Raw genomic sequence first — 25,556 nt, forward strand, 5'->3', positions numbered from 1 at the left:
GTGATTTTCTCATTTTTTCTCATAACTTGCGCTCCTTTCTTCGGTTTTAGGTTGTGTGTTCTAAGAGACTTCCCAACCGCTTGATTAAGAAGTCTTTTAGAGCATACAACACCGGCAGCCAGCTTGTATTTTTTATACTGACGGACTGCAAAGTGATTCGGCTTTTTCTTTTCCAGGGCTTCAAACATCAGATCCACCGGGTTCTGGAACTCCTCATCATCTTCCCGCACCTCCATTGCGTTCAGGAACTCAATCAGGGTGGAGAAATTCTGTTCCTCAACCGGAGCTTCATAGTGGATATATCCGATCAAGGCACAGTAGAGCAGCGTTTCCGCCTTCGTCCAGAACTCATCACCGGCTTTTCCATCACCCTTTGTGTTGGCAATCAGCGTTGTCACCAGTTTCAGAATGTCTTTTTCTGAATGGATATAGGCAAATGGGTTATAGTGCATCGACTTCTGAAAGTTGATGGTGTTGAAAATCTTGATGGTGTAGCCATGCTTCAAAAGGGCGTTGCCGCACTCAATCACGATGCTGCCTTTCGGGTCAGTGACCACATAGGAACTGTGCATCTGGAGAAGGTTTGGCTTCAACCAAAAGCGAGTTTTACCGGAACCCGAACCGCCGATAATCAGAACATTCTTATTTCGGGCATTGGCAGGATTCTTCGGGCGATTGCTCATCATCAGCCGCTCCGTTTTCGTCAGGATCACATTGTCCTCGAACTTTGGTGCAATAAACGGCTCAATATCTTTTGCCGTTCCCCAACGAGCAGAACCGTACTCAACATTGTGTCGGTACTTCTTTGCGTTTTTGCCTTTTAGATAGACAGCCAGCCGAAGTCCTGCGCCGCAGAGAATACCAATCAGCAAATCCAACGGGTGAAAGCTGGGAAACGGATTGTTCAGGGCTATCGGAAGGGCATGAAAAAAGCTGAGGATTTTCGCAGATGAATCTGCCCCCTCAGCCAATCTCCATGCTTCTCCTAAATTCGTAGCGAACAACCCTACCAGAAAATACGGTAAATTCAGAATCAGGAGCTTTTTCATTTTTCTCTTATCCATCACAGATCACGCTCCTGTTTCTTCTCTCGAACCTTCTTCGGAATCGCTGCGACAATTTCCTTGAACTTCTTCAGCTGCGCCAGAACGCTCGGCTTTTCATTCTTGGTTAATGCCCTTGCCTGATGTTCCTTGCAGATTGCATCCAAAGCATCTGCATCTTTAGAACGGACAAAAACAAGAAACCGGGGAGGATCAACGGACTTATCTTTTCTTACGGCAAAGTCCACGCCATACTTCTTGGCGAGCTTTTCAAAATCACGGATACTCTCTTTGTCGATCTCAACATTCGTAGCACCCTGATTCTGTCCCAAAAGCTGTTTCACGGATTGCTTTCCATGAACGGCAGGGTCTCGTGCCTTTTTCATCTTCACTTTTTCCCGGTGCTGCAAATACTTGCGGATACCGGCAATGATAGTGCGCCCCGTCAGCTTGGTTGTGCTGATCGCCAGGTTTACTGTTCTGTTTTCAACTTCTTCCTGCATGATTCATCACCTCCTGCAAGCAGTAGAGTGAACAGATTATCGTGCCATATCTCTGTGGTCGTAATACAGATTGCCCTTGGCAACTGCGGCATGGCTGATAATCTTGATATTGCCAGCTTTCTGGTTATCCAGAGCCTTCTGATAACCCACATCGCTCAAATACAGGCGATTTCTTTCGCCTTTCCAACCGACAGGCGATTCATCGGTCAGCACATCGAAAATAATCATGTGCTTGGTGGCGTCATCAAATCGTGCCAAGTCCATATAGGTATGTCCCTGGTACTCCTTGGCACCATCCTGAATCCGCTTTCGCTCCATCAGCTCTCCAATCGTCGAATTTCTTTGCATAAGAACCTCCTTACAGAACATCTCGGTCAGGGTTACTTTTGTGGGGAACCGAATCAGCTTTGACAGGTGCATCTTCTTTCTTCACCATGTCATCCGGCAGGGGAAGCGCCATAATGCTGCGCCCCATGCGTACAAAAGTCTCAGGCTGATGAAAGTGTTCCTCAAACTGCTTCATCAGTTCCGGGGACAGAGAACAAAAATCATCCTCGCCCAATCCCACAACCAGAAAATCACCGGCGATAATGTCATAAATATCGCCGTCATCATCACGCAGCGCACGGTTCAGTTCTTTGCCTACGAGTTTACCTTCGTCGTGCATCACCAGTGCAACCGGCTCATTGAACGGATAAGTTGCCTCAATATCGCCACCTACGGCTTTCTGCAAATCCTCCAGCTCACAGCCGATCTGCACAGCCTGCGGATACATGAACGGCTTTACCAGCAACACATTCATGGTATCTGCCTGTTCTTTCTGAACCTCCCGTTCCTCGGTCGTGCCGAACGCAACACCGGTAAAGTTTTCGGAGTCCAGAATGTACTCCGAATTGTAATAAGCGGCTCTAACCTGTTCCTCTGCCGCATCGTGAGATTCTGCTTGCACCGTAACCGTTTTCTCCAAGGTTTCGGTGATCTTCACATCGTATTCTTTCAAGTTTCGATACCTCCGTTTCTTTGGAAATAAGAAAAGCGACCATCCATGAACCTGTTACAGTTCATAAATAGTCGCATCCACATCGGCTAAAAGCTCGAACAAGCAAATATCGTCCAGTTCGCAAATCAGGGAACCCATGTCGAAGAAAATATCGTCCTCGCATTCCACCGTAGTAACCACGCTGCGGTGTTCGTTAAGACAAATGGCTTCTTCCTTGTCCATCGTGATCGTAGACATACAGGACACCACATAGAATGTCATATCTTCTGCTAACCACAGCTCCTTGCTCTGAATCGTGCGAACTTTTTCATCGCCGCTCATATCTTCTACATAGGACAGAAGCCGCACGGCTCTGCTGTTCAGAAGTACCTTTCCCTGATAGTCGATACCCTCACCAGCAGAGGACAATACTCGATACTCGCTAATCATCTCGGCATTTTTCTGAAACGACTTTGCCAGAAGCGCAGGAGAAATATCATCGAACTCCTCACTGTAGTTTACGAGCATATCTACCATATAATCAGGATCGCAAAGGTCGTAGAGTTCTTCCAAAGCGCCCTGAATGTTTTTGGGTGTAAACATTTTTTACCTTACCTTTCCATTGATTTTTCTCTTTTTTTCTGCCATTGCTCCAAAAGCTGAATGATTTTATCCTCCATCTGCTTGTTGGTATAGGACTTCGGGAAGTATTTTCGCAACGAATCCGTTTTGAAGGTTACTCTGTCCAGCTCTCCCTTCTTGATTTCATTCATAATCTCGCACATCGCATCCAGCGTACACTCGCCCTCCTGTGCGAGCTTTTTAATTCGCTGTGCTTGCGAAAGGGAAGGAGCTGCTTGAGCATAATCCATTGCAGAAAGAAAATCCTTCTGTTCTTCACTTGCCAGATAGGAAAGCTCCACCGCAGGATTGAATTTGATCTGACCCGTATCTACCATATCCAGCAGTTCCGGAATCAGTTCGGTCAGACGGATATAACGGTGTACCTGATTTCTGCTTTCTCCTGCCTCCTGACCGACTATATCCATTGCCTGCAACTTCATCCCAACTTGGGATGAAGTTAAATCGGTGCGTTGACCTTGATGTTTAATCGCATCCAGCTTCATCTTATAAGCAAATGCTCTTTCACTCGGCAGGATACTCTCCCTCTGCAAATTCGCATCAACCATCAAAATAATGGCTGCATCATCGTCCAGGTCACGAACAATCGCAGGCATGGTTTCCTTACCCGCAAGCTCCGATGCCCGGTGCCGCCTGTGACCAGAAACGATTTCATAACCACCGTCGGGGTCAGGACGGACAATCGCAGGAGTGAGAACTCCGAAATCTCGGACGCTCTCTGCCGTTTTCATCATTTCTTCATCATCAACCACACGGAAGGGGTGTCCCTCAAAGGGGTGTAGCTCAGAAAGCGGAATTTCCTGCACACGCTCCTGCTGGGCTTCAGCTCTGGATTGATCGGTGGAGAAAATATCATCGTACCCCTTCAAGCTGATGTTTGCGCCTTTTTTCTGCATTGTTTAACACCTCCTTCGTCAGAATTTTATAGGCTTCGGCAACTTTGCCTTTGGGATCATGCTTGAAGATACTGGTTCCCTCTGCGCTGATTTCCTCTGCACGGACAGAGCGGGGAATGTCGGTCTTGTAAACCTTCAGCTTTCCGCCGTAGCTCTCCCGAATCAGATTGCTGATGTCTTTGGAGTAGTTGGTGCGGCTGTCCACCATCGTCAGAAGAATCCCTTCAATCCTCAGTTTCGGGTTGATTTGCCTCTTGACCTTGTTGATGGTTCCAAGCAGCTGTTCCAGACCCTTTGCAGGAAGGTATGCTGCCTGAACCGGTATCAGCACATTGTCGGCAGCTGCCAACGCATTGACGGTCAGCATACCCAAAGACGGCATACAGTCAAGAAGAATGTAATCATAATTCTGTTTGACTGTATCCAGGTATTGCCGGAGAATGGTTTCCCGGCTCATGGCATTGACCAGTGCTACCTCCATACCTGAGAGTTCGATGTTGGACGGCACCAAATCAACGCCCTCCGGATGATGAAGAATCCCTTCATCGGGAGTAATAGGGTTTTCCATCATAATCTTTCCCATCAGATCGGAAAGTGTCGGAGACAGATCATCCGGGCAGGGATTGCCCAAACTGACCGTCAGGGAAGCCTGGGGATCGGTGTCTACCAGAAGCACCTTTTTTCCTTCAAGAGCCAAGCCAACGCCCAGATTCTCGGTGGTGGTGGTCTTTCCAGTGCCTCCTTTCTGATTGACCACCGCAATGATGGTTGCTTTTTTCGACATTTATCGTCACTCTCCTTCCTCTCGCTTCATTTTCAATTTCTTAAATCCTCCTTCCAAATATCCGTGTGACATATCGTGCCGAACAAGAGCATCGTAGTAGGTGTCTATTGTCGTCGGCGCATTGTATATCGTAGTCAGCATATACTGACGGATATTTCTAATCTTTGTGGTGTTCTCCTTGAAGCAGTCCATAACATATCGAATGTGTTCGGCATTCAGTTTCATAAACCGACTGCGGACAATTTCTGCCGGACGCTCCTCTGCACCAATGCGAATCAACGGTCGCTTCGTGCAAACTGTTTCAACGATCAACTCCAGAATGTTATCCAGCATTTCGGAATCGTAAGGGTAATCCTTCTTCAACAAATCCATACTAAGCTGATCCGAGAAATAATCAAAGTATTCTTGATACCGGTCATTCTCGTCCATCATTCCACCATTTCCGGAAGGAAAGATAGAATCAGTATCACTAAATTCAGTATTTTTAATATCAGTATTATTACATTGTGATTTCGGAAGTTCTTGAGTTGTGATTTCCATTGTTCCAGAATTGTGATTTTCACAATTCAAGAGTTGTGAATCCACAGCAGAGATAAAGTTCTTCACATAGATCAGGTTGGGCTTTCCCAAACCCTGGCGCTTACGTTCAATCAATCCTGCTTTCTTCTCAAGTTCACTGAGCAGCTTGATAGCCTTTTGTTCAGCACAGTTCAGAGCCATCTTCGCTTCGTCGATTGTAAAAATGATATACACTCTACCGTTTTTATCTATCCAACCATTCTTGGCAGACAGGCTCATGCGGTCAAGCAAAATGCCATACAGCATCTTGGCATCGGCAGAAATATTCCAGAACCTCTCGTTCGTGAACAACACCTTCGGAACTCGATAGAATGTGAATAGATCGGATTGCTGACCGTAAAAATAATCAAAACTCACACGGCTTCACCACCTTCTTTCTGCGGAAAACTTTCTGTTGTCAGCGGAATGCTGCGGAAAGTCGTATCCGTCTTTTCGTAAGGACATCGGGCAAAATAGTAGAAGCGGTATTCCTGTTCATACACATCCATATCAACGAAGCCCCACTTCACGCATAACCTTCTTCGTACACCAACCAATGCACGGGTGATCTCGCCCATAGGGACAGCCATCACATTCCGACTTGGGTTTCGGCGGCAAAGAGATTAAGTAGTAGCAATTATTTCTACCCAGACGGCAGCCCTTTCTGCCATTCGTCCAGAAGTAGCAGTAATGACAGTCGCTCGGCTTGTCTGCGGTATAAACAGGCTTGCTCAAATAAAACACCTCCAATCTCTTGTATTTGCCCATGGGTTTGGGCATAAAAAAAGAGCGCCTATCCATCCCCAATGCGGGGCAAATAGACGCTCTATGTACATAACGATATTTAATTTTATCTGCTATAACTGCATGGTATTCAAAACATCCGCCTTTTTTGATTAGCTGGATTTTTGGCACGATTTTGGGGCTGATTAGCAGGAAGGGCATTTTCATTAGCAAGAACAGCCCGTTTTCTGCTAAAAATTAGCTGGCGATTTTGTCTTATAACAACCGTTCGATTCTGGAGGGGTTGTCAAAAATCAAATTTTGGAGTAGAATTTTATCTCATACAGTGAAAGAGCTTTTTCGTAGCTTTTTATATAAGAAAAGCCGAAAACCCTTGAAAACAAAGGCTTTCGGCGTTGTTCACTGGCGTCCATAAGAGGATTTGAACCTCCGACCCCACGCTTAGGAGGCGTGTGCTCTATCCAGCTGAGCTATATGGACGTGTCTGATATATGATTATAGCCCGATCAAAGTCGAACTGCAATCCCTTATTTAGTTTTTTTTGAGGTGGCCGTTGTAACGCAACCTTAGGAGGCGGACCCTCTATCCTGGTGAGGTACAGGGGCGAATCGATCGGGATCTACCGATCACGATTTGTATTTTAACCGAAACGTAGGGGCCTGTCAACGGCGAAGCGCCCCGCCGATTTGAGAGGGAATCCTGCTCCAGGACAAAAAGCGCACGTATGAACCCCAGGTTTTGACACACGCATTGGGAAAATAGCTGAAAGAGGGCTCTAAACGTAAAAAAAGTTGCTTTTCCACCGGGCATAGCCTATAATATTCTCTGCTGATTGGGCGGCAGTGCAGAGGAGACCGGAATGTGAGCGGTCGATCCGGTGCTGCCGCAGCCGCCGAACATGGCACGGCCGCAGGAGCTCCCTCCCTGCGGGACGCCGGACCATGTGCCGGAGCGGGCGATCCGGACCGGGCGGCGATAGTTTTTCGAGGGAGAGGTCATAAACCAACTTGTTTTAAGAGGTGCTTACCGTGCAGAATACCAAACTGAGAAACGTAGCCATTATCGCGCACGTCGACCATGGCAAGACCACCCTGGTGGACGAGATGCTCAAGCAGGGCGGCATTTACCGTGAAAACCAGGCCACGGTGGACCGCGTCATGGACTCCGGCGACCTGGAGCGCGAGCGCGGCATTACCATCCTGGCCAAGAACACCGCCGTGCACTATAAAGATGTCAAGATCAACATCGTGGATACCCCGGGCCATGCCGACTTCGGCGGCGAGGTGGAGCGTATCCTGAAGATGGTCAACGGCGTTATCCTGCTGGTGGACGCCGCCGAGGGCCCCATGCCCCAGACCCGCTTCGTGCTCTCCAAGGCCCTGGAGCTTGGTCACAAGGTCATCGTGGTGGTCAACAAGATCGACCGCCCCGACCAGCGCATCCATGAGGTCATGGACGAGGTGCTGGAGCTGCTGCTGGACCTGAACGCCACCGACGAGCAGTTCGAGTCCCCCACCCTGTTCTGCTCCGGCCGTCAGGGCACCGCCTCCTACTCCCCCGATGTGCCCGGCACGGACCTCACTCCCCTCTTTGAGACCATCGTGGACTATATCCCCGCGCCCCAGGCCGATGTGGATGCTCCCTTCCAGATGCTGGTCTCCTCCATCGACTACAACGAGTTCGTGGGCCGCACCGCCATCGGCCGCATCGAGCGGGGCACCATTAAGCAGAACCAGGAGATCGCGGTGTGCAACTTCCACACCCCAGACGAGCCTGCCAAGAAGGCTAAGGCGGTCTCTCTCTACGAGTTTGACGGTCTGGGCAAGGTGCCGGTGACCGAGTCCTCCGCCGGCAACATCATTGCCATGAGCGGCATCGGCGACATCACCATCGGCGATACCATTTGTGCCCCCGACGCGGTGGAGCCCATGGAGTTCGTGCAGATCTCCGCCCCCACCATCGAGATGACCTTCTCGGTCAACGACTCCCCCTTCGCCGGCCGTGAGGGCAAGTTCGTCACCTCCCGCCAGCTGCGGGAGCGCCTCTTCCGGGAGACCCTGAAGGATGTCTCCCTCCGGGTCACCGAGACCGAGAACACCGACTCCTTCAACGTGGCCGGCCGCGGCGAGATGTCTCTGTCCATCCTGATCGAGACCATGCGCCGTGAGGGCTATGAGTTCCAGGTCTCTCCCCCCCGCGTGCTCTACCAGGAGATCGACGGCAAGAAGTGCGAGCCCATTGAGCGCCTGGTGGTGGACGTGCCCGCGGACTCCGTGGGCGCCGTTATGGAGAAGATCGGCTCCCGTAAGGGTGAGATCCTGGAGATGAACCCGGTGGGCGAGCGGATGAAGCTGGAGTTCCTGGTTCCCGCCCGTGGCCTGTTTGGCTACCGCAACGAGTTCCTGACCGACACCAAGGGCGAGGGCATCATGGCCTCGGTCTTTGAGTGCTACGCCCCCTACAAGGGCGACATCGCCCGCCGTGCCACTGGCTCCCTGGTGGCCTTCGAGACCGGCGAGGCGGTGACCTACGGCCTCTTCAACGCCCAGGAGCGCGGCTCCCTCTTCATCGGGCCCGGTACCCCGGTCTACGCCGGCATGGTGGTGGGCGAGACGCCCAAGCAGGAGGATATCTCGGTCAACATCTGCAAGAAGAAGCAGCTGACCAACATGCGCGCCTCCGGCTCGGATGAAGCCCTGCGTCTGACCACGCCCCGCCAGATGTCTCTGGAGCAGTGCCTGGAGTTCCTCAGCGACGACGAGCTGCTGGAGGTCACGCCTGAGAACCTGCGCCTGCGCAAGCGCATCCTCAGCCACGCTGACCGTATGAAGGCCCTGAAGGGGAATAAGTAAGTCTGTATGCTGTGACAGGGGGCAGCCCGGAAGGGCTGCCCCCTGTTTTTATGTCCGGCGCAACTTGCGCAGGAAGGTATCCCAGGATTCCACATGCAGTTTGGGAAGCTGGATCTCATTCTGATAGCGCAGGGCGCCCTCCTTCTCGTCGTCCACGGTCCGTCCGCCGATGATGATATAGTAGATACTCAGCTCCTTGCAGGGATCCACCCGAAGATGTCCATATGGCCCCAAAAGGGCGTTGTGCGGACGTGCGCCACCCTCCACCTGGCTGCGCAGTGCATGCATCCGGTCGTGAAAGTCCCGGTGGTGCTGGATGATATGGTACTGGCGCTCCTGGAGCTGTGTGCGGGCAATGTCGATCTGGTGGTTAAATTTCCGATAGCCGCTTTGGGTGGCCAGGGGAAAATCCGCCCCCTTTATTTCAATCAGCGTGACCTTCATCCAGGAGCAGCCGGAAAAGACGGCAAAATCCACCCGCCCACCGTCCCCGATGGGCAGCTCGGAGAAGGCGATATACTCGTCTTCCGGATGGGCGTAGACTTCCGACAACAGAGAGAGATCCCGCTTGATCAGACGGGCAAGCTCCTGCTCCCCTGCGCCCATCTGTACAAGGTGCTCCAGCTCGGCCTTTGTCACCCGGTTTTCCCACAGCTCCAGACGCCGCCGGGTAATCTCAGGCGGCTCCGGACAGCCCAGACGGCGGTCCGGGTCGATCTGGGCCTGGGCCCGCAGTACCTCAGTATAGAGGCGCTTGTCCTGTTTCAGACGGGTGGAAAACTCCCTTTTTACACATCCCAGAGTTTGGAGCAGCTCTGCCGCAGGCGCTTTCCGCCAATGGTCTATCTCCCAGGGACAGTCGGGATCAATCTCCCAAAAGGCATCGGAGGAGAACCAGTGCGCCGGCTCATGGAGGAATACCCGGCTTCCGGGCAGGAGGTGACCGACCTCTTTGAGTCGCTCCACCAGGGATTGGGTTGCGTTCTGTATAGAGGTAGAGGTGTTTTCCCGCTCCAAATCGGTGAGCACCACACAGCATTCCTGCTGCGTATTCAGGAAGAGACGTACCCGGCAAATGCCGTCCTTGAAGTGTCCGGTGGGATACCGGAAGATAAAATCACTCAATTTCATGGTTTCTTATTTTCTCCGGCCAATAATGTGCGGCGTATTTTTGCAGCTGACGTATGCAGGTTTGATATTTCTCCTGATCAAATACCAGACAGCGGCGGATCTCCGGCTCCTGGTAGCCCTCCGACAGAAAACTGGCCAGCCGGCGGCAGTCAGGCGGAAGGCCCCGGAGAAACTCCCGCCAGAGCAGGCCATCCTCCGGACTTTTGCAGAGCGGGCTCCGGAGGCACTCATATCCTGAGAGCCACCCTCCCCCGTCCGGGGCAAAAAGAGCGTCCAGTGACCGGCAGGTTACCGGCCGCTGCCGGGTTTCGGCCCGTCGTAATTCAACCAGGGCATCCTTGACCAGACAGAGACTGCGCGCCCAGGGGAGGCGTTTTTTCCTCCAGTAGGGATTTGTCTGGCGGAAGGTCAGATAGGCGGCCCACCCCTCCTGGATGCAGTCCTCCGGATCCAGGCCCTTGGTCCCATACAATTGACAGGTCATCCGAATAAATTCGGCCACGCCTGGATCATAATACCTTTCCTTCATCCTGGCTCCCCGCCGGACTGGACCGACGCTTTGTGCGGCTGCCCTGCTTTTTGGCTACCTCAGCCGGGTGAGGTGGGGGGTCTCCGGCAACACAGTTCCCCACCCAGGCCAGATTTTCCTCATCCCACTCCATATGGTAAGAGACAGGGAAGGAGAAACCCATGGCCTCCAGACTGCAATAGAGCTCGTCTACCTTTGTATGGCATGCTTTTTGGGGAAATGCGACCGGGTGAGACTGCTTTGCCGCCAAATAAAGGGATTTTCCATCCGATGACAAAAAAACCGTGGCCTTTCGATCGGGGAATTTTTCGAGAATGGTTCGCGTGAGGGAAAGCCGTCCGAAGGGAGTTACTTTTGCGAGCTCTCCCATAGTATTGGGGCGGATTTGTATAAGACTGTCCCAATGAATCTGTGCCATGGAGCTCCTCCTTCTTTTTGTAAGACTTGGAATACGTTCATTCCAAGTCCCTATTATATGCTTTCAGATATTCTTTTTCTACAAATTATGGAACAATTATACCCGATTCGACCAATCGGACATCCAGGCTGCGGAAGAGGCGGCTGTGCGGAAGAAGCCGTTCAATCGGGAAAAAGAGAAAGGGTGCTTTTACAAATGGATCTTCAGATTCGTACCGTTACACCTGCCGACCTGGATGCGGTCTGTCAGGTGGAAAACGCCGGTTTTCCGCCGGCAGAGGCGGCCACCCGCGCGGCCTTCCAGTACCGGATCGCCGCCTTCCCGGAGTGGTTTTTGGTGGCGGAGGAACAGGGACGCGTGGTGGGACTGCTCAATGGTCCGGCTACCCGGGAACACTTTATCTGCGATGCCATCTACGAGCCGGGCGGAGCGGACGGCGAGGGGGAGACCATGGCCATTCTGGGCCTGGCCGTCCTGCCGGAGTACCGCCGGAACGGGGTGGCCGCCCAACTGATGAAAGCCTATCTCGCCAAAGCCCGGCAGGCCGGAAAGCGCCGTGTGGTGCTCACCTGCAAGGAAAAATTGATCCACTACTATGAGCGATTCGGCTTTTCCAACTGCGGTGTGTCCCAGTCGGTCCACGGCGGCGCTGTATGGTATGATATGGAGTGTATCCTGGCCTGAACCGGCCCGGAGAGCACGAAAATGGAGCGTCCATCCCGGACGCTCCATTTTTTATACCCTGGATTCTAGTGAAAAATTTCCCTTGACATTTGGCCGTCCACTGTCTAAAATACGCTTAAATCATTTTAATTAAATTTTTTTAACTAAAATGCAAAAAACGACAACAGGCGACCCTGTCGCAGAAGGAGTTTCTTTATGTTTGAAAAAGTGCGTGATATCATCGTTGCCAACCTGAGCTGTGATCCCGAGAGCGTGACCATGGAGGCCAGCCTGACCGAGGACCTGGAGCTGGATTCCCTGGACGCGGTGGATCTGAACGCCGCTCTGGAGGAGGAGCTGGGCGTGGCCATGCCCGACGAGGTCCTCAAGGATGTGCAGACCGTGGGCGACATTGTCCGCTACCTGGAAGAGCACGCCTAAGCCATGGATTTCAAAGAGATTTGCGCGCTGATGGAGCGTTTTGAGGCCAGCTCCATTCAGCATTTCGAGCTGGAGCAGAAGGATTTCCGCCTGGCGCTGGACAAAGCCCTGCCTGCGGTGTCCGCGGTCATTCCCGCCCCTGTGCCGGGTGCGGTGATTCCGGCGGCTCCGGCCCCCGCTGCTCCTGCCCCGGCCGCCCCGGCTCCGGCCCCGGAAGCCGAGGGGAGCTTTATCAAGGCTCCTCTGGTGGGTACCTTCTACGCCGCCTCCTCCCCCGACGCCGCCCCCTTTGCCCCTGTGGGCACGGCGGTCAAGAAGGGGCAGACCGTGTGCATCCTGGAGGCCATGAAGATGATGAGCGAGGTCCCCGCCCCCGCCGACGGCGTCATCGCCGAGGTGCTGGTGTCGGACGGAGAGCTGGTGGGCTTTGACCAGCCCCTCTTCCGCCTCAAGTAAGGAGAGAACCATGTTCAAGCGCGTTTTGATCGCCAACCGTGGCGAGATTGCGGTGCGGGTCATCCGCGCCTGTCAGGAACTGGGCGTGGAGACCGTGGCGGTGTACTCCACCGCCGACGCCGATTCCCTCCACGTCCAGCTGGCCACCCGCGCGGTCTGCGTGGGACCGGCCCGGGCGGCGGAGAGCTATCTCAACCTCCCCGCCCTTCTCACCGCCGCCACCGAGAGCGGCTGCGACGCCGTGCATCCCGGATACGGCTTTCTGTCGGAGAACGCCGAGTTTGCCGACCTGTGCGCCAAGTGCGGCCTGACCTTCATCGGGCCCAGCGGCGACATCATCCGGCAGATGGGCAACAAGTCGGCGGCCCGGGCCCTCATGCAGGCCCACCAGGTCCCTGTGGTGCCCGGATCGGACGGTCCCGTGCCCGATGCCCAGACTGCCCTGGACCTGGCTGGGACCATCGGCTATCCGGTCCTCCTCAAGGCCAGCGCCGGCGGCGGCGGCCGGGGAATGCGCCGGGTGGACGCTCCGGAGGACCTGGAGCGGCTCTTCCACGAGGCCAAAAGTGAGGCCGAGGCCTGCTTTGGCAACGGCGAGCTCTATCTGGAAAAGCTCATCCTCAACCCCCGCCACATTGAATTTCAGATCCTGGCCGATACCCAGGGGCATGTCATCCACCTAGGGGAGCGGGACTGCTCCATCCAGCGCAAGAACCAGAAGCTGGTGGAGGAATCTCCCTCCAAGGCCCTGACCCCGGAGCTCCGGGAGGCCATGGGCGCGGCTGCCGTGGCCGCGGCGAAAGCCGCCGGCTATGTGAATGCCGGCACCATCGAGTTCGTGCTGGATCAGGAGGGACACTTCTATTTCATCGAGATGAATACCCGCATCCAGGTGGAGCATCCGGTCACCGAGCTGGTCTCCGGTCTGGATCTGGTGAAAGAGCAGCTGCGCATCGCCGCGGGGCTCCCCCTCTCGGTGGAGCAGGACGAGGTGGTCCTCCGGGGCCACGCCATCGAGTGCCGCATCAACGCCGAGGATTTCCGCCACGGCTTCCGCCCCTGTCCGGGCCGGACCGGCTTCCTCCATCTGCCCGGAGGCCCCGGCGTGCGGGTGGATACCCTGCTCTATAACGGCTATGAGGTCAGTCCCTTCTATGACTCCCTGGTGGCCAAGCTCATTGTCCACGCCCCCACCCGGCTGGAGGCCATCCGCCGGATGCGCCGGGCGCTGGCCGAGCTGGTCATCGAGGGCTATCCCACCACCGCCGACTTTGCCCACCTGCTGCTCCACCACCCCGATTTTGTCCGGGGCCAGTACGACACGGGATTTCTGGCCGGACACATGGACGAGATCCTCTCGTGGGACTGCGGCGGGGCATCCAACTAAGGTATAAGGAGGCGAGCAAGCCTTGAATCACCTCTTTCGTGCCCGCCGGGAGCGGCTCATGCAGCTCCAGCAGCAGCGGGGACTGCGGGAAAAGGCCGCAGTCAAGCGCCCGGAGGCCGCGGTCTTTGAGAAATGTCCCGCCTGCGGGGCGGCCATCTCCAAGCGGGACCTGGTCCGGGCCCTGTATGTGTGCCCCCAGTGCGGCCATCACCACAAAATCGGTGCCTATCTGCGCCTGTCCATGCTCCTGGACCCCCACACCTTCCAGGAGCTGGACGAGCGCTTTTCCATGCCCAATGTGCTGAACTTCCCCGGCTATGATGAGAAGCTGGCCCAGCTCCGGCGTACCACCGGCCTCACGGAGGGAGTGGTCACGGCCAAGGGCAAGGTCAACGGCCGCCCCATCATCGCCGCCGTACTGGATAGCCAGTTCCTCATGGGAAGCATGGGGGTGGCCGTGGGCGAGAAGATCACCCGGGCAGTGGAACTGGCCCGGAAGCAGCGCCTTCCGCTGGTCATCTTCTCGGCCAGCGGCGGCGCCCGGATGCAGGAGGGCATTCTCTCCCTCATGCAGATGGCCAAGACCAGCGCCGCGCTGGAGAAGTTCTCCCAGTCCGGCGGACTCTACATCTCGGTCTTTACCCACCCCACCACCGGCGGGGTGACAGCCTCCTTTGCCTCGCTGGGAGACTATACCCTGGCCGAGCCGGGGGCCCTCATCGGCTTTGCCGGGCCCCGGGTCATTGAGCAGACCATCGGCCAGAAGCTCCCCGAGGGCTTCCAGCGGGCCGAATATCTGGAGGAGCACGGCTTTGTGGACCAGATCGTCCCCCGGGCCCAGATGCGGGAGACCATCTCCCTCCTCCTCACACTCCACGAGAAGGGAGGCAAGCTCCGTGATTAAAGAAGTGGAAGCCAAGATGGCGGTCATGGACCAGGAGCTCGCCGCCCTGGGAGATGCGGCGGACGCCGCCTCCCAGATCCGCCGTTCCCAGCTTCTCCGGGACAAGGAGGAGCTTCTCCAGGCCTGCCGGGACTGTACCCCTGAGGACCGGGTCTACCTGGCCCGCCACACCGGGCGTCCGGGGACCGCGGATTTCATCCAGGCCCTCTTTACCGACTTTTTTGAGTGCAAGGGGGACCGGCTGTGCCGGGAGGACCCCAGCATTCTGGGCGGCGTGGCCCTCTACCACGGCCTTCCGGTCACCGTTCTGGGCCACCGGAAGGGAAAAAATCTGGAGGAAAACATGGCCTGCAACTTCGGCATGCCCTCCCCGGAGGGCTACCGCAAGGCCCAGCGGCTCATGAAGCAGGCGGAAAAGTTCGGCCGTCCCATCATCACCTTTGTGGACACCCCCGGCGCCTACCCCGGCCTGGAAGCTGAGGCCCACGGCCAGGGAGAGGCCATCGCCTCCAGCCTGGCCCTGATGTCCGCTCTGGAGGTGCCGGTGATCACCGTGGTCATCGGCGAGGGCGGGAGCGGCGGCGCCCTGGCGCTGGCCGTGGCCAACCGGGTGCTCATGCTGGAGAACGCGGTCTACTCCGTGCTCTCCCCCGAGGGCTTTGCCTCCATCCTCTGGAAGGACTCCAGCCGTGCGGGCGAGGCCGCCGGGATCATGAAGCTCACCGCCGCCGACCTCCATGGGCTGGGCGTGGCCGACGAGGTCATCCCCGAGCCCCTGGGCGGCGCTCATCTGGAGCCGGAGAGCGTGTACCGCGCGGTGGACCGGGCCATCCACACCCATCTGGCCCAGCTGCTCAAGCTGCGCTCTCCCGCTGCCCACCGCTATCAGAAATTCCGTGAAATGGGCCTCAACGCCCGAAAGGAGGCCCTATGAGAGGACTGCGTTTTGTATCCATCGCCCGGTATGTGCCGGAGAAGGTCGTGACCAACGACGATCTCAGCCGCATCGTGGATACCAACGACGAGTGGATCCGCACCCGCACCGGCATCGGCGAGCGACATTTTTCCGAGAGGGAGACCGCGGTAGACCTCTGCGTCGGAGCGGCCCGTCTGGCCCTGGAGCGCGCCGGCATTGCGCCGGAGGAGCTGGCCGGGTGCATCGTGGCCACCTGCACCCCCGACCACGCCTCTCCCTCCAACGCCTGCCTGGTGCAGGCCGCGCTGGGACTGCCCGAGAACATCCCCTGTTATGACATCAGCGCCGGGTGTACCGGCTTCCTCTACGGGTTGGAGACCGTCCGGGGCATGCTGGCCCTGGAGGAGAAGAAAAAGTACGCCCTTCTCATTGGCTGTGACCAGCTCAGCCGGGTCATCGACATGACCGACCGGAGCACCTGCGTTCTCTTCGGAGACGGCGCGGGCGCGGCGGTGCTGACGCTGGAGGACCGGCTCTGGCACGCCGATCTGGGCAGCCGGGGCAACGCCGAGGTGCTCTGGCTCAACGGTCCCGGCCCGGAGACCACCTATATCCACATGGACGGCCCCGGCGTCTACCGCTTCGCGGTGGATGCCCTGCCCTCCTGTGCCCGTACACTGCTGGACAAGAGCGGTCTGACCCTGGACGACATTGACTGGATCGTCCCCCACCAGGCCAATCGCCGCATCATTGAGACGGCAGCCAAGCGTCTCCACGCCCCGCTGGAGAAGTTTTATCAGAATATGGAGCGCTACGGCAATACCTCCGCCGCCTCCGTTCCCATCGCGCTGGACGAGATGGTGGAACAGGGACTGCTCAAGCGGGGACAGAAGGTGCTGGCCGTGGCCTTTGGCGCGGGCCTCACCTGGGGCGGCGCCCTGTTCGAGTGGTAAGGGCTGTCTCCCCCACTCCGAAAGGAAGGTTTACATGAAACTCAACGAGATCCTGGGGACCGAGTTCCCCTTTATCCAGGGCGGCATGGCCAACATCGCCACCGGCGGATTTGCCGCTGCTGTTTCCAACGCGGGCGCCCTGGGCCTCATCGGCGCGGGCGGCATGAGCCCGGAGTCCTTCCGGGAGAACATCCATCTGTGCCGCACCCTGACCGATAAGCCCTTCGGCGTGAACATCATGCTCATGCATCCCCAGGCCGACGAACTGGCCCGGATCGCCGCCGAGGAGAAGGTGGCGGTCATCACCACCGGCGCGGGCAGCCCCGGTCCCTATGTCTCCATGTGGAAGGAGTCGGGGGCCAAGGTCTTCCCCGTGGTCTCCGCGGTCTCTCTGGCCAAGATGATGGCCAAGGCTGGGGTGGACGGCGTCATTGCCGAGGGCACCGAGAGCGGCGGCCATGTGGGTGAGACCACCACCATGGCCCTGGTCCCCCAGGTGTGCGATGCGGTGGACATCCCTGTGATCGCCGCCGGCGGCATTGCCGACGGCCGCCAGTTACTGGCCGCCTATGCCCTGGGCGCCCGCGGCGCACAGCTGGGCACCTGTCTGCTGGTGAGCGAGGAGTGCCCCATCCACGAGAACTACAAGCAGGCGGTCATTGCCGCCAAGGACCGCTCCACCGTGGTCACCGGCCGCTCGGTGGGTGCCCCGGTCCGGGTCATCAAGAATCAGATGACCAAGGACTACCTGGCCCGGGAGAAGGCCGGCGCCGACAAGATGGAGCTGGAGCACTTTACCCTGGGAAGCCTGCGCCGGGCCGTCTTTGACGGCGACACCCGCACCGGCAGCCTCATGGCCGGACAGGTGGCCGGTATGGTCCACAGCATCCGTCCCCTGCGCGCCATCTTTGAGGAGCTCCAGGCCCAGTCTGAGGCCTGCCTGCGGGCGCTGAACCAGTCCAGATAACCGGGACGGCACCCGTCCCAGATCAATGAACGAGGAGCGCACTATGAAACTCGCCTTTTTATACGCCGGCCAGGGCGCCCAGCATGTGGGCATGGGCCGGGATTTCTACGAGCAGTTCCCCCTGTTCCGGGACGTGTTTGACGCCGCACCCGTGGACTTTGACCTGAAAAAGCTCTGCTTTGAGGGCCCGGAGGAGCAGCTCTCCGATACCCGATACACTCAGCCCTGCATGGTGGCCTTTGCCGCCGGCGTGACGGGGCTGCTCTACCAGGCGGGCATCCACCCCGCCATGGCCGCCGGGCTGAGCCTGGGGGAGTACTCTGCCCTCACTGCCGCCGGCGTGTTCGACCCCAAGACCGCCATTGAGCTGGTGGCCTTCCGGGGCAAGGCCATGGCCGAGGCCGTCACCGGCCGTCCCTGCGGCATGGCCGCGGTGCTTCATCTGGAGCGGGAAAAGCTCCAGGCCGCCTGTGACGCCGCCTCCGCGCTGGGGGTGGCCGAGATCGCCAACTACAACTGCCCCGGGCAGCTGGTCATCGCCGGGGACGCCGCGGCAGTGGAGAAAGCCGGGGAGCTGGCCAAGGAGGCGGGCGCCCGCCGGGTGGTCCCCCTGAAGGTGAGCGGTCCCTTCCACACCTCCCTCATGGCCCCCGCCGGGGATGCCCTGCGGGAGAAATTCCAGACCGTATCCTTCCACGCCATGTCCTTCCCCGTCCTCTTCAACTGCAAGGGAGATGTGCTGGGCGAGGGGGACACCATCCCGGGTCTGCTGGAGCGCCAGGTCCAGAGCAGCGTTTATCTGGAGGACACCATCCGCCGCATGGCCGAGCACGGGGTGGACACCTTCGTGGAGATCGGTCCGGGCAAGACTCTCTCGGGCTTTGTCCGCAAGACGGTCAAGGATGTGACCACCTATTCCATTGACACCGTGGAGGATCTGAACGGGGTCCTTGCCGCGCTGAAAGGAGCATAACGATGAATCTCACCGGAAAGAACGCCCTGGTCACCGGCGGCAGCCGTGGCATCGGCCGGGCCGTGTGCCTGGAGCTGGCCCGTCAGGGGGCCAATGTGGCAGTCAACTATGCCGGAAACGCCCAGGCCGCCGAGGAAGTGGCCGCCGCCTGCCGCGCGCTGGGGGTGGAGTCCTTTGCTGTCCAGGCCGACGTGGCCGATGCCGCGGCAGTGGACGCCATGGTGAAGCAGGTCATCGAGACCTTCGGTTTCCTCCACATCCTGGTCAACAACGCGGGCATCACGAAAGACAAGCTGGCCCTCCAGATGAAGGAGGAGGAGTTTGACGCCGTGGTAGACACCAACCTGAAGGGCGCCTTCCTCTGCATGAAGGCGGCCTACCGGCCCATGATGAAGCAGCGTTACGGGCGCATCATCAACCTCTCCAGCGTGGTGGGCCTGCGGGGCAATCCCGGCCAGGCCAACTATGCCGCCAGCAAGGCCGGACTCATCGGCATGAGCAAGTCCATCGCCAAGGAGCTGGCCAGCCGCAACGTCACCGTAAATCTGGTGGCTCCCGGCTTTATCGACACCGATATGACTGCCGTGCTGCCCGAGGCCGCGCGGGAGGCTCTCCTGAAATCCATCCCCATGGGCCGCTTGGGACAGAGCGAGGACGTGGCCCGGGCCGTGGCTTTCTTTGCCGCCGAGGAGGCGGGATATATCACCGGCCAGGTCCTCTGTGTAGACGGCGGCATGGCGGTATAAGCTCTCCGAAAGGAAGGAACAGTATGGAAAAACGACGCGTTGTCATCACCGGCATGGGCGCCATCACACCCATCGGCAAGACAGCCGAGGAGTCCTGGGCCGCCGCCAAGGCCGGTGTGTGCGGAATCGATACCATCCAGCAGTACGACACCTCCAAGATGAAGGTCAAGGTGGCCGGAGAGGTCAAGGATTTTCAGGCGGAGGACTATCTGGAGCGCCGGGAGGCCCGGCGTATGGACCGGTTCACCCAGTTTGCCATGGTGGCCGCCGCCCAGGCGATGGAGCAGAGCGGCCTTGACCTGGAGCAGGAGGACGCCGCCCGCTGCGGCGTGGCAGTCTCCAGCGGTATCGGCGGCATGACCACCATCCAGAACGAGTGCCTCAAGGGGGCGGAGAAGGGCTTTGACCGGGTCTCCCCCTTCTTTATCCCCATGATCATCCCCAACATCGCCGCGGGACAGATCGCCATCAAGTACGGCCTTCAGGGCATGTGCACCTGCCCTGTGGCCGCCTGCGCCGGCGGCAGCAACGCGGTGGGCGACGCCTTCCGCCACATTCGGGACGGCTATGCCGAGGTCATGGTCTGCGGCGGCGCTGAGTCCACCATCGCGGAGATCGGCATGGGCGGCTTCACCAGCCTCCACGCCGTCACCACCGTGTCCGATCCGGCCCGTGCCTCCATCCCCTTTGACGCCGAGCGCTCCGGCTTCGTCATGGGTGAGGGCGCCGGCATCCTGGTGCTGGAGGAGTATGAGCATGCCAAGGCCCGCGGCGCCAAGATCCTGGGCGAGATCGTGGGCTACGGCGTCAACTGTGATGCCCATCACATCACCGCTCCCTGCCCCGACGGCGCGGGTGCGGCCGCCTGCATGAAGCTGGCCCTTCAGGACGCGGGCATCGCCCCGGAGGAAGTGGACTACATCAACGCCCACGGCACCTCCACCCCCCTCAACGACTCCGGCGAGACCCAGGCTGTCAAGTCCGCCTTCGGCGAGCACGCCTACAAGCTGATGATGAGCTCCACCAAGTCCATGACCGGCCATTTGCTGGGCGCCAGCGGCGCGGTGGCCGCCATCTTCTCGGTGCTGGCCCTGCGGGATCAGTTTGCGCCCCCCACCATCCACTATCAGGTCCCCGATCCCGCCTGTGATCTGGACATCGTGCCCAATGAGGGCCGCAGCGCCACCATCCGGCACGCCATGGTCAACGCCTTTGGCTTCGGCGGACACAACGCCAGCCTCATCTTCAAGCGTCTGGAGGAGTAAGACATGGAACTGGACATCAAGGAGATCATGGAGATCCTGCCCCACCGTCCCCCCTTCCTGCTGGTGGACCGGATCGTGGAGTGCGAGCCCGGCAAGTCGGCCAAGGGCATCAAGTGCGTGAGCATGAACGAGCCCTTCTTCCCCGGCCACTTCCCCGGTCAGCCCATCATGCCCGGGGTGCTCATCCTGGAGGCCCTGGCCCAGACCGGCGCGGTGGCCGCGCTGAGCCTGCCCGAGAACCGGGGCAAGCTGGCCGTGTTCGGCGGGGTCAAGAACTGCCGCTTTAAAAAGCCGGTCACGCCCGGAGATGTGCTGGAGCTCTCCTGTGAGCTGGTGGAGCAGCGGGGCCCCATCGGCTACGGAAAGGCCGTGGCCCGGGTGGGCGGAAAGATCGCCGCCCAGGCTGAGCTGACCTTTGTGATCCAGTGACATCCGGTTGCCTCCGCGGCGGAAGTTTGGTAGAATAGAGACAATTATGGGAACGAGTGCGGAGGAAGGGTTTATGCTGGATCAGACATTCAACAGCGTGTATACCAAATTCAAGCTCCATTTTTATAAGGCGGTGTTTTCCCGCTTTCAGGACCGGGAGGCCAGTCTCACCACAGTGGAGACCTTCTGCATGGAGATCATCATGGCGCTGGGCCGGCCGACCATCAATGAGTTTGCCCGGTTTGTCAACATCTCGCCGCCCAATGCGGCCTATAAGGTCAACAGCCTGATTCAGAAGGGGTATGTCCGCAAGGAGCAGTCGCCGGAGGACAAGCGAGAGTATCACCTCACCGTGACCCAGAAGTACATCGACTACTACAACATCAGCTATGGCTATCTGACCACGGTGATGGAGCGCATCAAGCACCGCTTCCCCGCCGAGGATGCCAAGCGGCTGGAGGAAATGCTCCGCATTATCTCCTCCGAGCTGATGCCTGAGATCTCTCTCCCTGCCGAGTCCCCTGTCCCCTGACCGAATCCTTACGCCCGGCCGCCGGAATCCCCGGCGGCCGGGCGTTTTTCACGCACCGCCCTCTCCCTCCCGGCATATGGTGAGTTGGAATGAATTTACCGAAACGGAGGGTCTTTTCTATGGGTGCAACGCCACGGATTCAATTCTATCTGGGAGCCAATTCCCCACAGGGGTTTTATTCCATCTATGACCAGCTGCTCGCCCCCGGGCCAGTGGAGGACTATTTTCTCCTCAAGGGCGGGCCGGGCTGTGGAAAATCCACCCTGATGCGGCGGGTGGGAAAGGCCATGGAGGAGCACGGCCTGGGCGTGGAGTATATCCAGTGCTCCGGCGATCCCGATTCTCTGGACGCCGTACATATCCCGGCACTCCACGCCGCGGTGGTGGACGCCACCGCGCCCCATGTCATCGAGCCCACCTGTCCCGGCGCGGTGGAGCGGTACGTGAACCTGGGTGAGTGCTATGATACTCCCGCCCTCAAAGCCATCCGGGAGGAGCTGACCGGGTGCATGGAGGGCTATCCGGAGTGCTACCGCCGGGCCTACCGCTGTCTGGCCGCCGCGGCCCAGATCGAGGCCGACCGCCGCGCCCTGCTCCTCACTTCGGCGGTGGAGGCCCGGATGGTCAAGCGGGCCAGGGGCATCCTCTCCCGGGAGTGCAAGCGGACCGGCAAGGAGCCCGGCCAAGCCAAATACCGCTTCCTGGACGCCATCTCTTGCAAGGGCGTGCAGTGCAACTTTGAAACAGCCGAGGGGCTGTGCCGCCGAATCTATGAGCTGTGCGACAGCTGGGGGCTTGCCCACCCTCTTCTGGCCTACCTGGCGGCGGGAGCCCGGGCGGCGGGGTACGACGTGATCCTCTGCCCTGACCCCATGGATCCGGAGCGGCTGCGCCATGTGCTCATCCCCGCGCTGTCGCTGGGGTTTGTGTCCAGCACCCCCACCCTGCCCTACCCGGGCAAGCGGCCCTACCGCCGCCTGCGCATCGACGCCATGGCCGACCAGGAGCAGCTGCGGCGGAACAAGGGACGGCTGCGCTTCTCCCGCAAGATGTCGGCCGCCCTGGTGGACGAGGCGGTGGAGGCCATGGACCAGGCCAAAGCCATGCACGACGCGCTGGAGGCCCTCTATAACCCCCATGTGGACTTTGACCGGGTCCACGCCCAGGCGGACGCCATCGCCGCGGAACTGCTGAAGCGGGCCTGAACGAAAAAAGACCGTACGGAGATACTGCTCCGTACGGTCTTTTGTGTCAGGACTGGATGCGGCCGGCATACCAGCCGGTGACGCCGTCTTTCTTGGCCAGATAGCCCCGGGAGGTGGTGCGCACGATGGAGAGCACATCCCCCGGCTCCACCGGGAGGCGGTAGTCGGTGGAATCCTCACACCGGGTCACGCCTCCCTTTTCATAGAGATACTCGGTGAGGATGTCCAGTACCCGGCCGCTGGCCAGGTGGCGGCAGCGGGAGAACTCCTCCCCCCACTCCAGTACCTCCACCGGGTTTTCGTGCCAGCGGATGTTGATGGAGCCGGTGGAGGCCTTCTGATGGTCTAGAGCCACGGCGGTGGGAAAACCGTCATAGCTCTGCCAGGAGAAGTCCTCCGACTCCCCATCCGGGATGATGAGGGCGTTGAGCTGTCCGTCCCATTTGAGCTGACAGCCTCCGTCGATGCTGATGATGTGCCGCTCCGGCAGGATGATGGGGGCCGCCGAGGGGATACTGGGGTCATAGAGAGTGACCGGCCAGTGTCCCACCACCACCCAGCGGTGGAAGGACAGGCCCAGGCCCAGGAAATTGTCATTTTTCATACACCGCCAGGCGGTAAGCTGTTCCAGCCGGTCCTCCCGGTACACCCCGCCGTGGACAAAGAGGAAACGGTCACTCAGCAGGATGGTGGGCAGGGAGCGAAGAAAGGCCAGTTCCGGGGCAAAGCGCTCCTGGATGACAGCGCGCAGGCGGGGAAAGTCCGCCGGGCTCTCCAGCGGCACCCCTACCTCCCGGGCCATCTGGGTGAGGACACACTTCTCTCCCCAGCCAAAGACATAGCTGTTGTAAAACTCCGGCGGGATGTCGGGGGTCTGGTCCACAAAGTGGAAGGTCAGATTGTCGCAGTTGCCGCAGAGCATATGGACCTCATAGTGCTCACGCAGGGACATGACATAGCGCAGAGTGGCCAGACTGTCCACGCCCTTCTCCAGCACGTCCCCCAGGAGGATGAGGATGTCGTCCGCACAGAAGCCCACCTGCCGGAGCAGGGCCTTGAAAAAGGTGAGGTTGCCGTGTATATCGCTGATGACCAGTACCCGGCGCCCCGCCGGGAGCTGGATATGTTCTACCTTAGCCAGTTCCATGGTGTTTCCTCGTCTGATCGTTGAAATGAAAGCGTTTTATCTATTCTAGCACAGTTTTTTCCCGGTGCAAAGCGGGGGTCCTGGGTAGAAAAATGAAAAAAATAGAAAATGCTGTCTCAAAAAGGCAGGCTCATCCGTTATAATAGCAGGGAAAATATCTGCGTTCTACACTGAGAAGTTTAAAACGCGGAGTGAGGAGAGGATAACATGCTGTCCCTTTGTCTGTCGCTGCTGGAGAGCGATGGGGACCGGGCGCTTTTCCGGGAGTTCCACGGCCGGTATGAGCGCAGACTTTACGCCGTGGCCCTGGGTCTGCTGAGGGACCCGCGGCGGGCGGAGGACGCCGTGCAGGAGGCTATGGTCCATATCGCCGGACACTTCGACCAGTTCAAAAAAATTTTTGAGGAAGATTGTCTCAAAATCGGTCCCTGGGCCGTTATCATAGTGAAACACGCCGCGCTGGATCTGCTGCGGCAGGAGGAACGGCTTGCTGCCCTGCCGGAACACTGGGAGGCCCAGGCCGCCGAGACCGCGGAGAGCGCCGACGGCTACCGCCGCCTGGTGGAGCTCATCCGTTCCATGCCGGACCGGGACCGGGAGGTGCTGGAGCTGCGCTTCGTGCGGGAGTGGGAGATCCGGGACATTGCCCGCCGCCTGTCCATCAGCGAGACGGCCGCCCGCAAGCGGGTGGACCGGGCCCGCGCCCGGCTGGTGGCGGTGCTGCGGAGGGAGGGATATGATGAGTATGGAAACTGAGCGGGATGCGCGGCTGCGGGACGCTCTGCTGGAGGCGGCCCGGCTGGATGGGGAGGCGGCCCTGGACGCCCTGCCGGGGGAGCCGGACTTTTCCGGGGACTACCTGCGGGCGCGCAAACGCCTCCTGCACGATCCCTTCCGCTATGCCAAGCGTCGCTCCAGATCCCGGCGTAAGGCCGTGCTGTGGTATGCGGCCTGCGCACTGGTGACTCTATGTCTGTCTGCCGCGCTGGTCCTGGCCACGAATCCGGCGGCCCGGGCCTGGGTGGTGCGGATGTGGAGCACCTGGCGCCCGGAATATACGGAGTATCAATTTCAGGGGGACGGAACAGAACCTGCCCCGCTGGGCGTCTGGCGGCCTACCTATGTGCCGGAGGGGTATGAGGAATGGGGGAAAGATGAAACAGGTTCTCTGCGTTCTATTGATTATGTTAATGATAAAGACTATTTTCTCTCTTTAACCTATATGCCGTTATCTAATGAAGGAAATATCCTGTTGGATAATGAACACAATGTATTCCATCGAGTTACCATTCATGGATTGCCCGCCGATCTATATACAGGAATTGAAGAAGATGACCCAAGCACAGTTATTTGGGCCGATGAGGAGGCGGGGATGGTTTTTTCCCTCAGAGGGGTTTTAAGTGAAGAGGAGCTGCTCTATATGGCGGAGAGCATTGCGCCTACGTCCTGAGCTTTGTTCCGGTCTCCCGATACGGGGGCCGGAACCTTTTTTA

30 protein-coding genes and 1 tRNA gene are annotated in these 25,556 nt (G+C 58.5%); 17 read left to right on the forward strand and 14 right to left on the reverse strand.

Going from position 1 to position 25,556, the window contains the following annotated elements; genetic code table 11:
* From I2C21_RS13575 to I2C21_RS13620, 10 genes are all read right to left on the reverse strand, one after another.
* The coding region (locus tag I2C21_RS13575) for a type IV secretory system conjugative DNA transfer family protein (protein WP_286167304.1) at positions 1-1,064 on the reverse strand (1,064 nt) is incomplete at its 3' end.
* On the reverse strand, positions 1,064-1,546 hold the full coding sequence (locus tag I2C21_RS13580) for a PcfB family protein (protein WP_002304320.1): 483 nt from the start codon (positions 1,544-1,546) through the stop codon (positions 1,064-1,066). The genes I2C21_RS13580 and I2C21_RS13575, both read right to left, overlap by 1 nt.
* A 36-nt stretch (positions 1,547-1,582) precedes the next feature.
* Positions 1,583-1,894, reverse strand: a complete 312-nt coding sequence (locus I2C21_RS13585) for a DUF5720 family protein (protein ID WP_002304317.1) — start codon at positions 1,892-1,894, stop codon at positions 1,583-1,585.
* Positions 1,895-1,904: 10 nt separating this feature from the next.
* Positions 1,905-2,546 (reverse strand): DUF3846 domain-containing protein, encoded by a 642-nt coding sequence (locus I2C21_RS13590; RefSeq protein WP_002588969.1) that lies wholly within the window; start codon positions 2,544-2,546, stop codon positions 1,905-1,907.
* A 54-nt stretch (positions 2,547-2,600) separates the two neighbouring features.
* The gene (locus I2C21_RS13595; protein WP_002304315.1) at positions 2,601-3,128 is read right to left on the reverse strand and encodes a hypothetical protein; all 528 of its coding nucleotides are present in this window, start codon (positions 3,126-3,128) and stop codon (positions 2,601-2,603) included.
* Between the two features lie 8 nt (positions 3,129-3,136).
* Positions 3,137-4,063, reverse strand: coding sequence for a ParB/RepB/Spo0J family partition protein (locus I2C21_RS13600; protein ID WP_002304314.1), 927 nt, complete (start codon positions 4,061-4,063; stop codon positions 3,137-3,139).
* On the reverse strand, positions 4,020-4,847 hold the full coding sequence (locus tag I2C21_RS13605) for a ParA family protein (protein WP_002304313.1): 828 nt from the start codon (positions 4,845-4,847) through the stop codon (positions 4,020-4,022). The genes I2C21_RS13600 and I2C21_RS13605 overlap by 44 nt, the downstream gene beginning before the upstream one ends.
* 6 nt (positions 4,848-4,853) lie before the next feature.
* Entirely contained in the window at positions 4,854-5,783 is a 930-nt protein-coding gene (locus tag I2C21_RS13610; protein ID WP_002304312.1) for a DUF6017 domain-containing protein, read from the reverse strand.
* Positions 5,780-5,983 carry a hypothetical protein gene (locus tag I2C21_RS13615; RefSeq protein WP_223385014.1) on the reverse strand — a complete coding sequence of 68 codons (204 nt, stop codon included), beginning with the start codon at positions 5,981-5,983 and terminating at the stop codon, positions 5,780-5,782. The genes I2C21_RS13610 and I2C21_RS13615 overlap by 4 nt, the downstream gene beginning before the upstream one ends.
* Before the next feature lie 569 nt (positions 5,984-6,552).
* Positions 6,553-6,629: transfer RNA gene (locus tag I2C21_RS13620), tRNA-Arg, on the reverse strand.
* A 548-nt stretch (positions 6,630-7,177) separates the two neighbouring features.
* Here I2C21_RS13620 and typA point away from each other — a divergent pair.
* Positions 7,178-9,001 carry a translational GTPase TypA gene (gene typA, locus I2C21_RS13625; RefSeq protein WP_195279502.1) on the forward strand — a complete coding sequence of 608 codons (1,824 nt, stop codon included), beginning with the start codon at positions 7,178-7,180 and terminating at the stop codon, positions 8,999-9,001.
* A gap of 48 nt (positions 9,002-9,049) precedes the next feature.
* On the opposite strand, the gene I2C21_RS13630 is transcribed toward typA, so the two are convergent.
* The 3 genes from I2C21_RS13630 to I2C21_RS13640 are packed head-to-tail and all read right to left on the reverse strand — an operon-like array spanning position 9,050 to position 11,079.
* Positions 9,050-10,132, reverse strand: coding sequence for a Shedu anti-phage system protein SduA domain-containing protein (locus I2C21_RS13630; protein WP_193535915.1), 1,083 nt, complete (start codon positions 10,130-10,132; stop codon positions 9,050-9,052).
* On the reverse strand, positions 10,119-10,616 hold the full coding sequence (locus I2C21_RS13635; protein WP_195279503.1) for a hypothetical protein: 498 nt from the start codon (positions 10,614-10,616) through the stop codon (positions 10,119-10,121). The genes I2C21_RS13630 and I2C21_RS13635 overlap by 14 nt, the downstream gene beginning before the upstream one ends.
* A 25-nt stretch (positions 10,617-10,641) precedes the next feature.
* Entirely contained in the window at positions 10,642-11,079 is a 438-nt protein-coding gene (locus tag I2C21_RS13640) for a hypothetical protein (RefSeq protein WP_195279504.1), read from the reverse strand.
* A 195-nt stretch (positions 11,080-11,274) separates the two neighbouring features.
* Between I2C21_RS13640 and I2C21_RS13645 the strand changes: the two genes are divergently transcribed.
* The 14 genes from I2C21_RS13645 to I2C21_RS13710 all read left to right on the forward strand — a co-directional run bounded on the left by I2C21_RS13645 (position 11,275) and on the right by I2C21_RS13710 (position 22,916).
* Positions 11,275-11,763, forward strand: a complete 489-nt coding sequence (locus I2C21_RS13645; RefSeq protein ID WP_195279505.1) for a GNAT family N-acetyltransferase — start codon at positions 11,275-11,277, stop codon at positions 11,761-11,763.
* A 195-nt stretch (positions 11,764-11,958) separates the two neighbouring features.
* Positions 11,959-12,183, forward strand: coding sequence for an acyl carrier protein (gene acpP / locus I2C21_RS13650; RefSeq protein ID WP_101692317.1), 225 nt, complete (start codon positions 11,959-11,961; stop codon positions 12,181-12,183).
* Between the two features lie 3 nt (positions 12,184-12,186).
* The gene (gene accB, locus I2C21_RS13655) at positions 12,187-12,639 is read left to right on the forward strand and encodes an acetyl-CoA carboxylase biotin carboxyl carrier protein (protein WP_195279506.1); all 453 of its coding nucleotides are present in this window, start codon (positions 12,187-12,189) and stop codon (positions 12,637-12,639) included.
* Between the two features lie 10 nt (positions 12,640-12,649).
* A complete protein-coding gene (gene accC, locus I2C21_RS13660; protein ID WP_195279507.1) occupies positions 12,650-14,026 on the forward strand; it encodes an acetyl-CoA carboxylase biotin carboxylase subunit in 1,377 nt (458 codons plus the stop codon).
* Between the two features lie 22 nt (positions 14,027-14,048).
* A complete protein-coding gene (accD, locus tag I2C21_RS13665; RefSeq protein WP_235964118.1) occupies positions 14,049-14,930 on the forward strand; it encodes an acetyl-CoA carboxylase, carboxyltransferase subunit beta in 882 nt (293 codons plus the stop codon).
* Complete coding sequence (locus I2C21_RS13670; protein ID WP_101692314.1) at positions 14,923-15,864, forward strand: acetyl-CoA carboxylase carboxyltransferase subunit alpha; 942 nt, start codon at positions 14,923-14,925, stop codon at positions 15,862-15,864. The genes accD and I2C21_RS13670 overlap by 8 nt, the downstream gene beginning before the upstream one ends.
* Positions 15,861-16,799 (forward strand): beta-ketoacyl-ACP synthase III, encoded by a 939-nt coding sequence (locus I2C21_RS13675; RefSeq protein ID WP_195279508.1) that lies wholly within the window; start codon positions 15,861-15,863, stop codon positions 16,797-16,799. Before I2C21_RS13670 ends, I2C21_RS13675 begins: the two co-directional genes overlap by 4 nt.
* 34 nt (positions 16,800-16,833) lie before the next feature.
* Positions 16,834-17,766, forward strand: a complete 933-nt coding sequence (locus I2C21_RS13680) for a nitronate monooxygenase (protein ID WP_195279509.1) — start codon at positions 16,834-16,836, stop codon at positions 17,764-17,766.
* Between the two features lie 43 nt (positions 17,767-17,809).
* Positions 17,810-18,739, forward strand: a complete 930-nt coding sequence (fabD, locus tag I2C21_RS13685; RefSeq protein ID WP_101692311.1) for an ACP S-malonyltransferase — start codon at positions 17,810-17,812, stop codon at positions 18,737-18,739.
* Between the two features lie 2 nt (positions 18,740-18,741).
* The gene (fabG, locus tag I2C21_RS13690; protein ID WP_195279510.1) at positions 18,742-19,485 is read left to right on the forward strand and encodes a 3-oxoacyl-[acyl-carrier-protein] reductase; all 744 of its coding nucleotides are present in this window, start codon (positions 18,742-18,744) and stop codon (positions 19,483-19,485) included.
* A gap of 23 nt (positions 19,486-19,508) precedes the next feature.
* Positions 19,509-20,750, forward strand: a complete 1,242-nt coding sequence (gene fabF / locus I2C21_RS13695; RefSeq protein WP_195279511.1) for a beta-ketoacyl-ACP synthase II — start codon at positions 19,509-19,511, stop codon at positions 20,748-20,750.
* 3 nt (positions 20,751-20,753) lie between these two features.
* Positions 20,754-21,179, forward strand: a complete 426-nt coding sequence (gene fabZ, locus I2C21_RS13700; protein WP_101692308.1) for a 3-hydroxyacyl-ACP dehydratase FabZ — start codon at positions 20,754-20,756, stop codon at positions 21,177-21,179.
* 73 nt (positions 21,180-21,252) lie between these two features.
* The gene (locus I2C21_RS13705) at positions 21,253-21,711 is read left to right on the forward strand and encodes a MarR family winged helix-turn-helix transcriptional regulator (RefSeq protein ID WP_101692307.1); all 459 of its coding nucleotides are present in this window, start codon (positions 21,253-21,255) and stop codon (positions 21,709-21,711) included.
* A gap of 119 nt (positions 21,712-21,830) precedes the next feature.
* Positions 21,831-22,916: a hypothetical protein gene (locus I2C21_RS13710; RefSeq protein WP_286167305.1), complete on the forward strand. Its 1,086-nt coding sequence runs from the start codon at positions 21,831-21,833 to the stop codon at positions 22,914-22,916.
* Between the two features lie 46 nt (positions 22,917-22,962).
* Here I2C21_RS13710 and I2C21_RS13715 read toward each other — a convergent pair whose 3' ends face one another.
* Entirely contained in the window at positions 22,963-24,063 is a 1,101-nt protein-coding gene (locus I2C21_RS13715) for a metallophosphoesterase (protein ID WP_195279512.1), read from the reverse strand.
* A gap of 207 nt (positions 24,064-24,270) precedes the next feature.
* Here I2C21_RS13715 and I2C21_RS13720 point away from each other — a divergent pair, with 207 nt between their 5' ends.
* Positions 24,271-24,819 (forward strand): RNA polymerase sigma factor, encoded by a 549-nt coding sequence (locus I2C21_RS13720; RefSeq protein WP_195279513.1) that lies wholly within the window; start codon positions 24,271-24,273, stop codon positions 24,817-24,819.
* Positions 24,800-25,513 (forward strand): DUF4367 domain-containing protein, encoded by a 714-nt coding sequence (locus I2C21_RS13725; RefSeq protein ID WP_195279514.1) that lies wholly within the window; start codon positions 24,800-24,802, stop codon positions 25,511-25,513. Before I2C21_RS13720 ends, I2C21_RS13725 begins: the two co-directional genes overlap by 20 nt.
* Positions 25,514-25,556 lie beyond the last annotated feature (43 nt).

Source organism: Clostridium sp. J1101437_171009_A5 (assembly GCF_015547905.1).
GTDB classification, from domain to species: domain Bacteria; phylum Bacillota; class Clostridia; order Oscillospirales; family Oscillospiraceae; genus Pseudoflavonifractor_A; species Pseudoflavonifractor_A gallinarum.

Coding starts and splice junctions, on each gene's coding strand:
- I2C21_RS13580 (WP_002304320.1), bottom strand. CDS start 1,546: ATGCAGGAAGAAGTTGAAAACAGAACAGTAAACCTGGCGATCAGCACA.
- I2C21_RS13585 (WP_002304317.1), bottom strand. CDS start 1,894: ATGCAAAGAAATTCGACGATTGGAGAGCTGATGGAGCGAAAGCGGATT.
- I2C21_RS13595 (WP_002304315.1), bottom strand. CDS start 3,128: ATGTTTACACCCAAAAACATTCAGGGCGCTTTGGAAGAACTCTACGAC.
- I2C21_RS13600 (WP_002304314.1), bottom strand. CDS start 4,063: ATGCAGAAAAAAGGCGCAAACATCAGCTTGAAGGGGTACGATGATATT.
- I2C21_RS13605 (WP_002304313.1), bottom strand. CDS start 4,847: ATGTCGAAAAAAGCAACCATCATTGCGGTGGTCAATCAGAAAGGAGGC.
- I2C21_RS13615 (WP_223385014.1), bottom strand. CDS start 5,983: ATGGGCGAGATCACCCGTGCATTGGTTGGTGTACGAAGAAGGTTATGC.
- I2C21_RS13630 (WP_193535915.1), bottom strand. CDS start 10,132: ATGAAATTGAGTGATTTTATCTTCCGGTATCCCACCGGACACTTCAAG.
- I2C21_RS13635 (WP_195279503.1), bottom strand. CDS start 10,616: ATGACCTGTCAATTGTATGGGACCAAGGGCCTGGATCCGGAGGACTGC.
- I2C21_RS13640 (WP_195279504.1), bottom strand. CDS start 11,079: ATGGCACAGATTCATTGGGACAGTCTTATACAAATCCGCCCCAATACT.
- I2C21_RS13645 (WP_195279505.1), top strand. CDS start 11,275: ATGGATCTTCAGATTCGTACCGTTACACCTGCCGACCTGGATGCGGTC.
- acpP (WP_101692317.1), top strand. CDS start 11,959: ATGTTTGAAAAAGTGCGTGATATCATCGTTGCCAACCTGAGCTGTGAT.
- accB (WP_195279506.1), top strand. CDS start 12,187: ATGGATTTCAAAGAGATTTGCGCGCTGATGGAGCGTTTTGAGGCCAGC.
- accC (WP_195279507.1), top strand. CDS start 12,650: ATGTTCAAGCGCGTTTTGATCGCCAACCGTGGCGAGATTGCGGTGCGG.
- I2C21_RS13675 (WP_195279508.1), top strand. CDS start 15,861: ATGAGAGGACTGCGTTTTGTATCCATCGCCCGGTATGTGCCGGAGAAG.
- I2C21_RS13680 (WP_195279509.1), top strand. CDS start 16,834: ATGAAACTCAACGAGATCCTGGGGACCGAGTTCCCCTTTATCCAGGGC.
- fabD (WP_101692311.1), top strand. CDS start 17,810: ATGAAACTCGCCTTTTTATACGCCGGCCAGGGCGCCCAGCATGTGGGC.
- fabG (WP_195279510.1), top strand. CDS start 18,742: ATGAATCTCACCGGAAAGAACGCCCTGGTCACCGGCGGCAGCCGTGGC.
- fabF (WP_195279511.1), top strand. CDS start 19,509: ATGGAAAAACGACGCGTTGTCATCACCGGCATGGGCGCCATCACACCC.
- fabZ (WP_101692308.1), top strand. CDS start 20,754: ATGGAACTGGACATCAAGGAGATCATGGAGATCCTGCCCCACCGTCCC.
- I2C21_RS13705 (WP_101692307.1), top strand. CDS start 21,253: ATGCTGGATCAGACATTCAACAGCGTGTATACCAAATTCAAGCTCCAT.
- I2C21_RS13710 (WP_286167305.1), top strand. CDS start 21,831: ATGGGTGCAACGCCACGGATTCAATTCTATCTGGGAGCCAATTCCCCA.
- I2C21_RS13715 (WP_195279512.1), bottom strand. CDS start 24,063: ATGGAACTGGCTAAGGTAGAACATATCCAGCTCCCGGCGGGGCGCCGG.
- I2C21_RS13720 (WP_195279513.1), top strand. CDS start 24,271: ATGCTGTCCCTTTGTCTGTCGCTGCTGGAGAGCGATGGGGACCGGGCG.
- I2C21_RS13725 (WP_195279514.1), top strand. CDS start 24,800: ATGATGAGTATGGAAACTGAGCGGGATGCGCGGCTGCGGGACGCTCTG.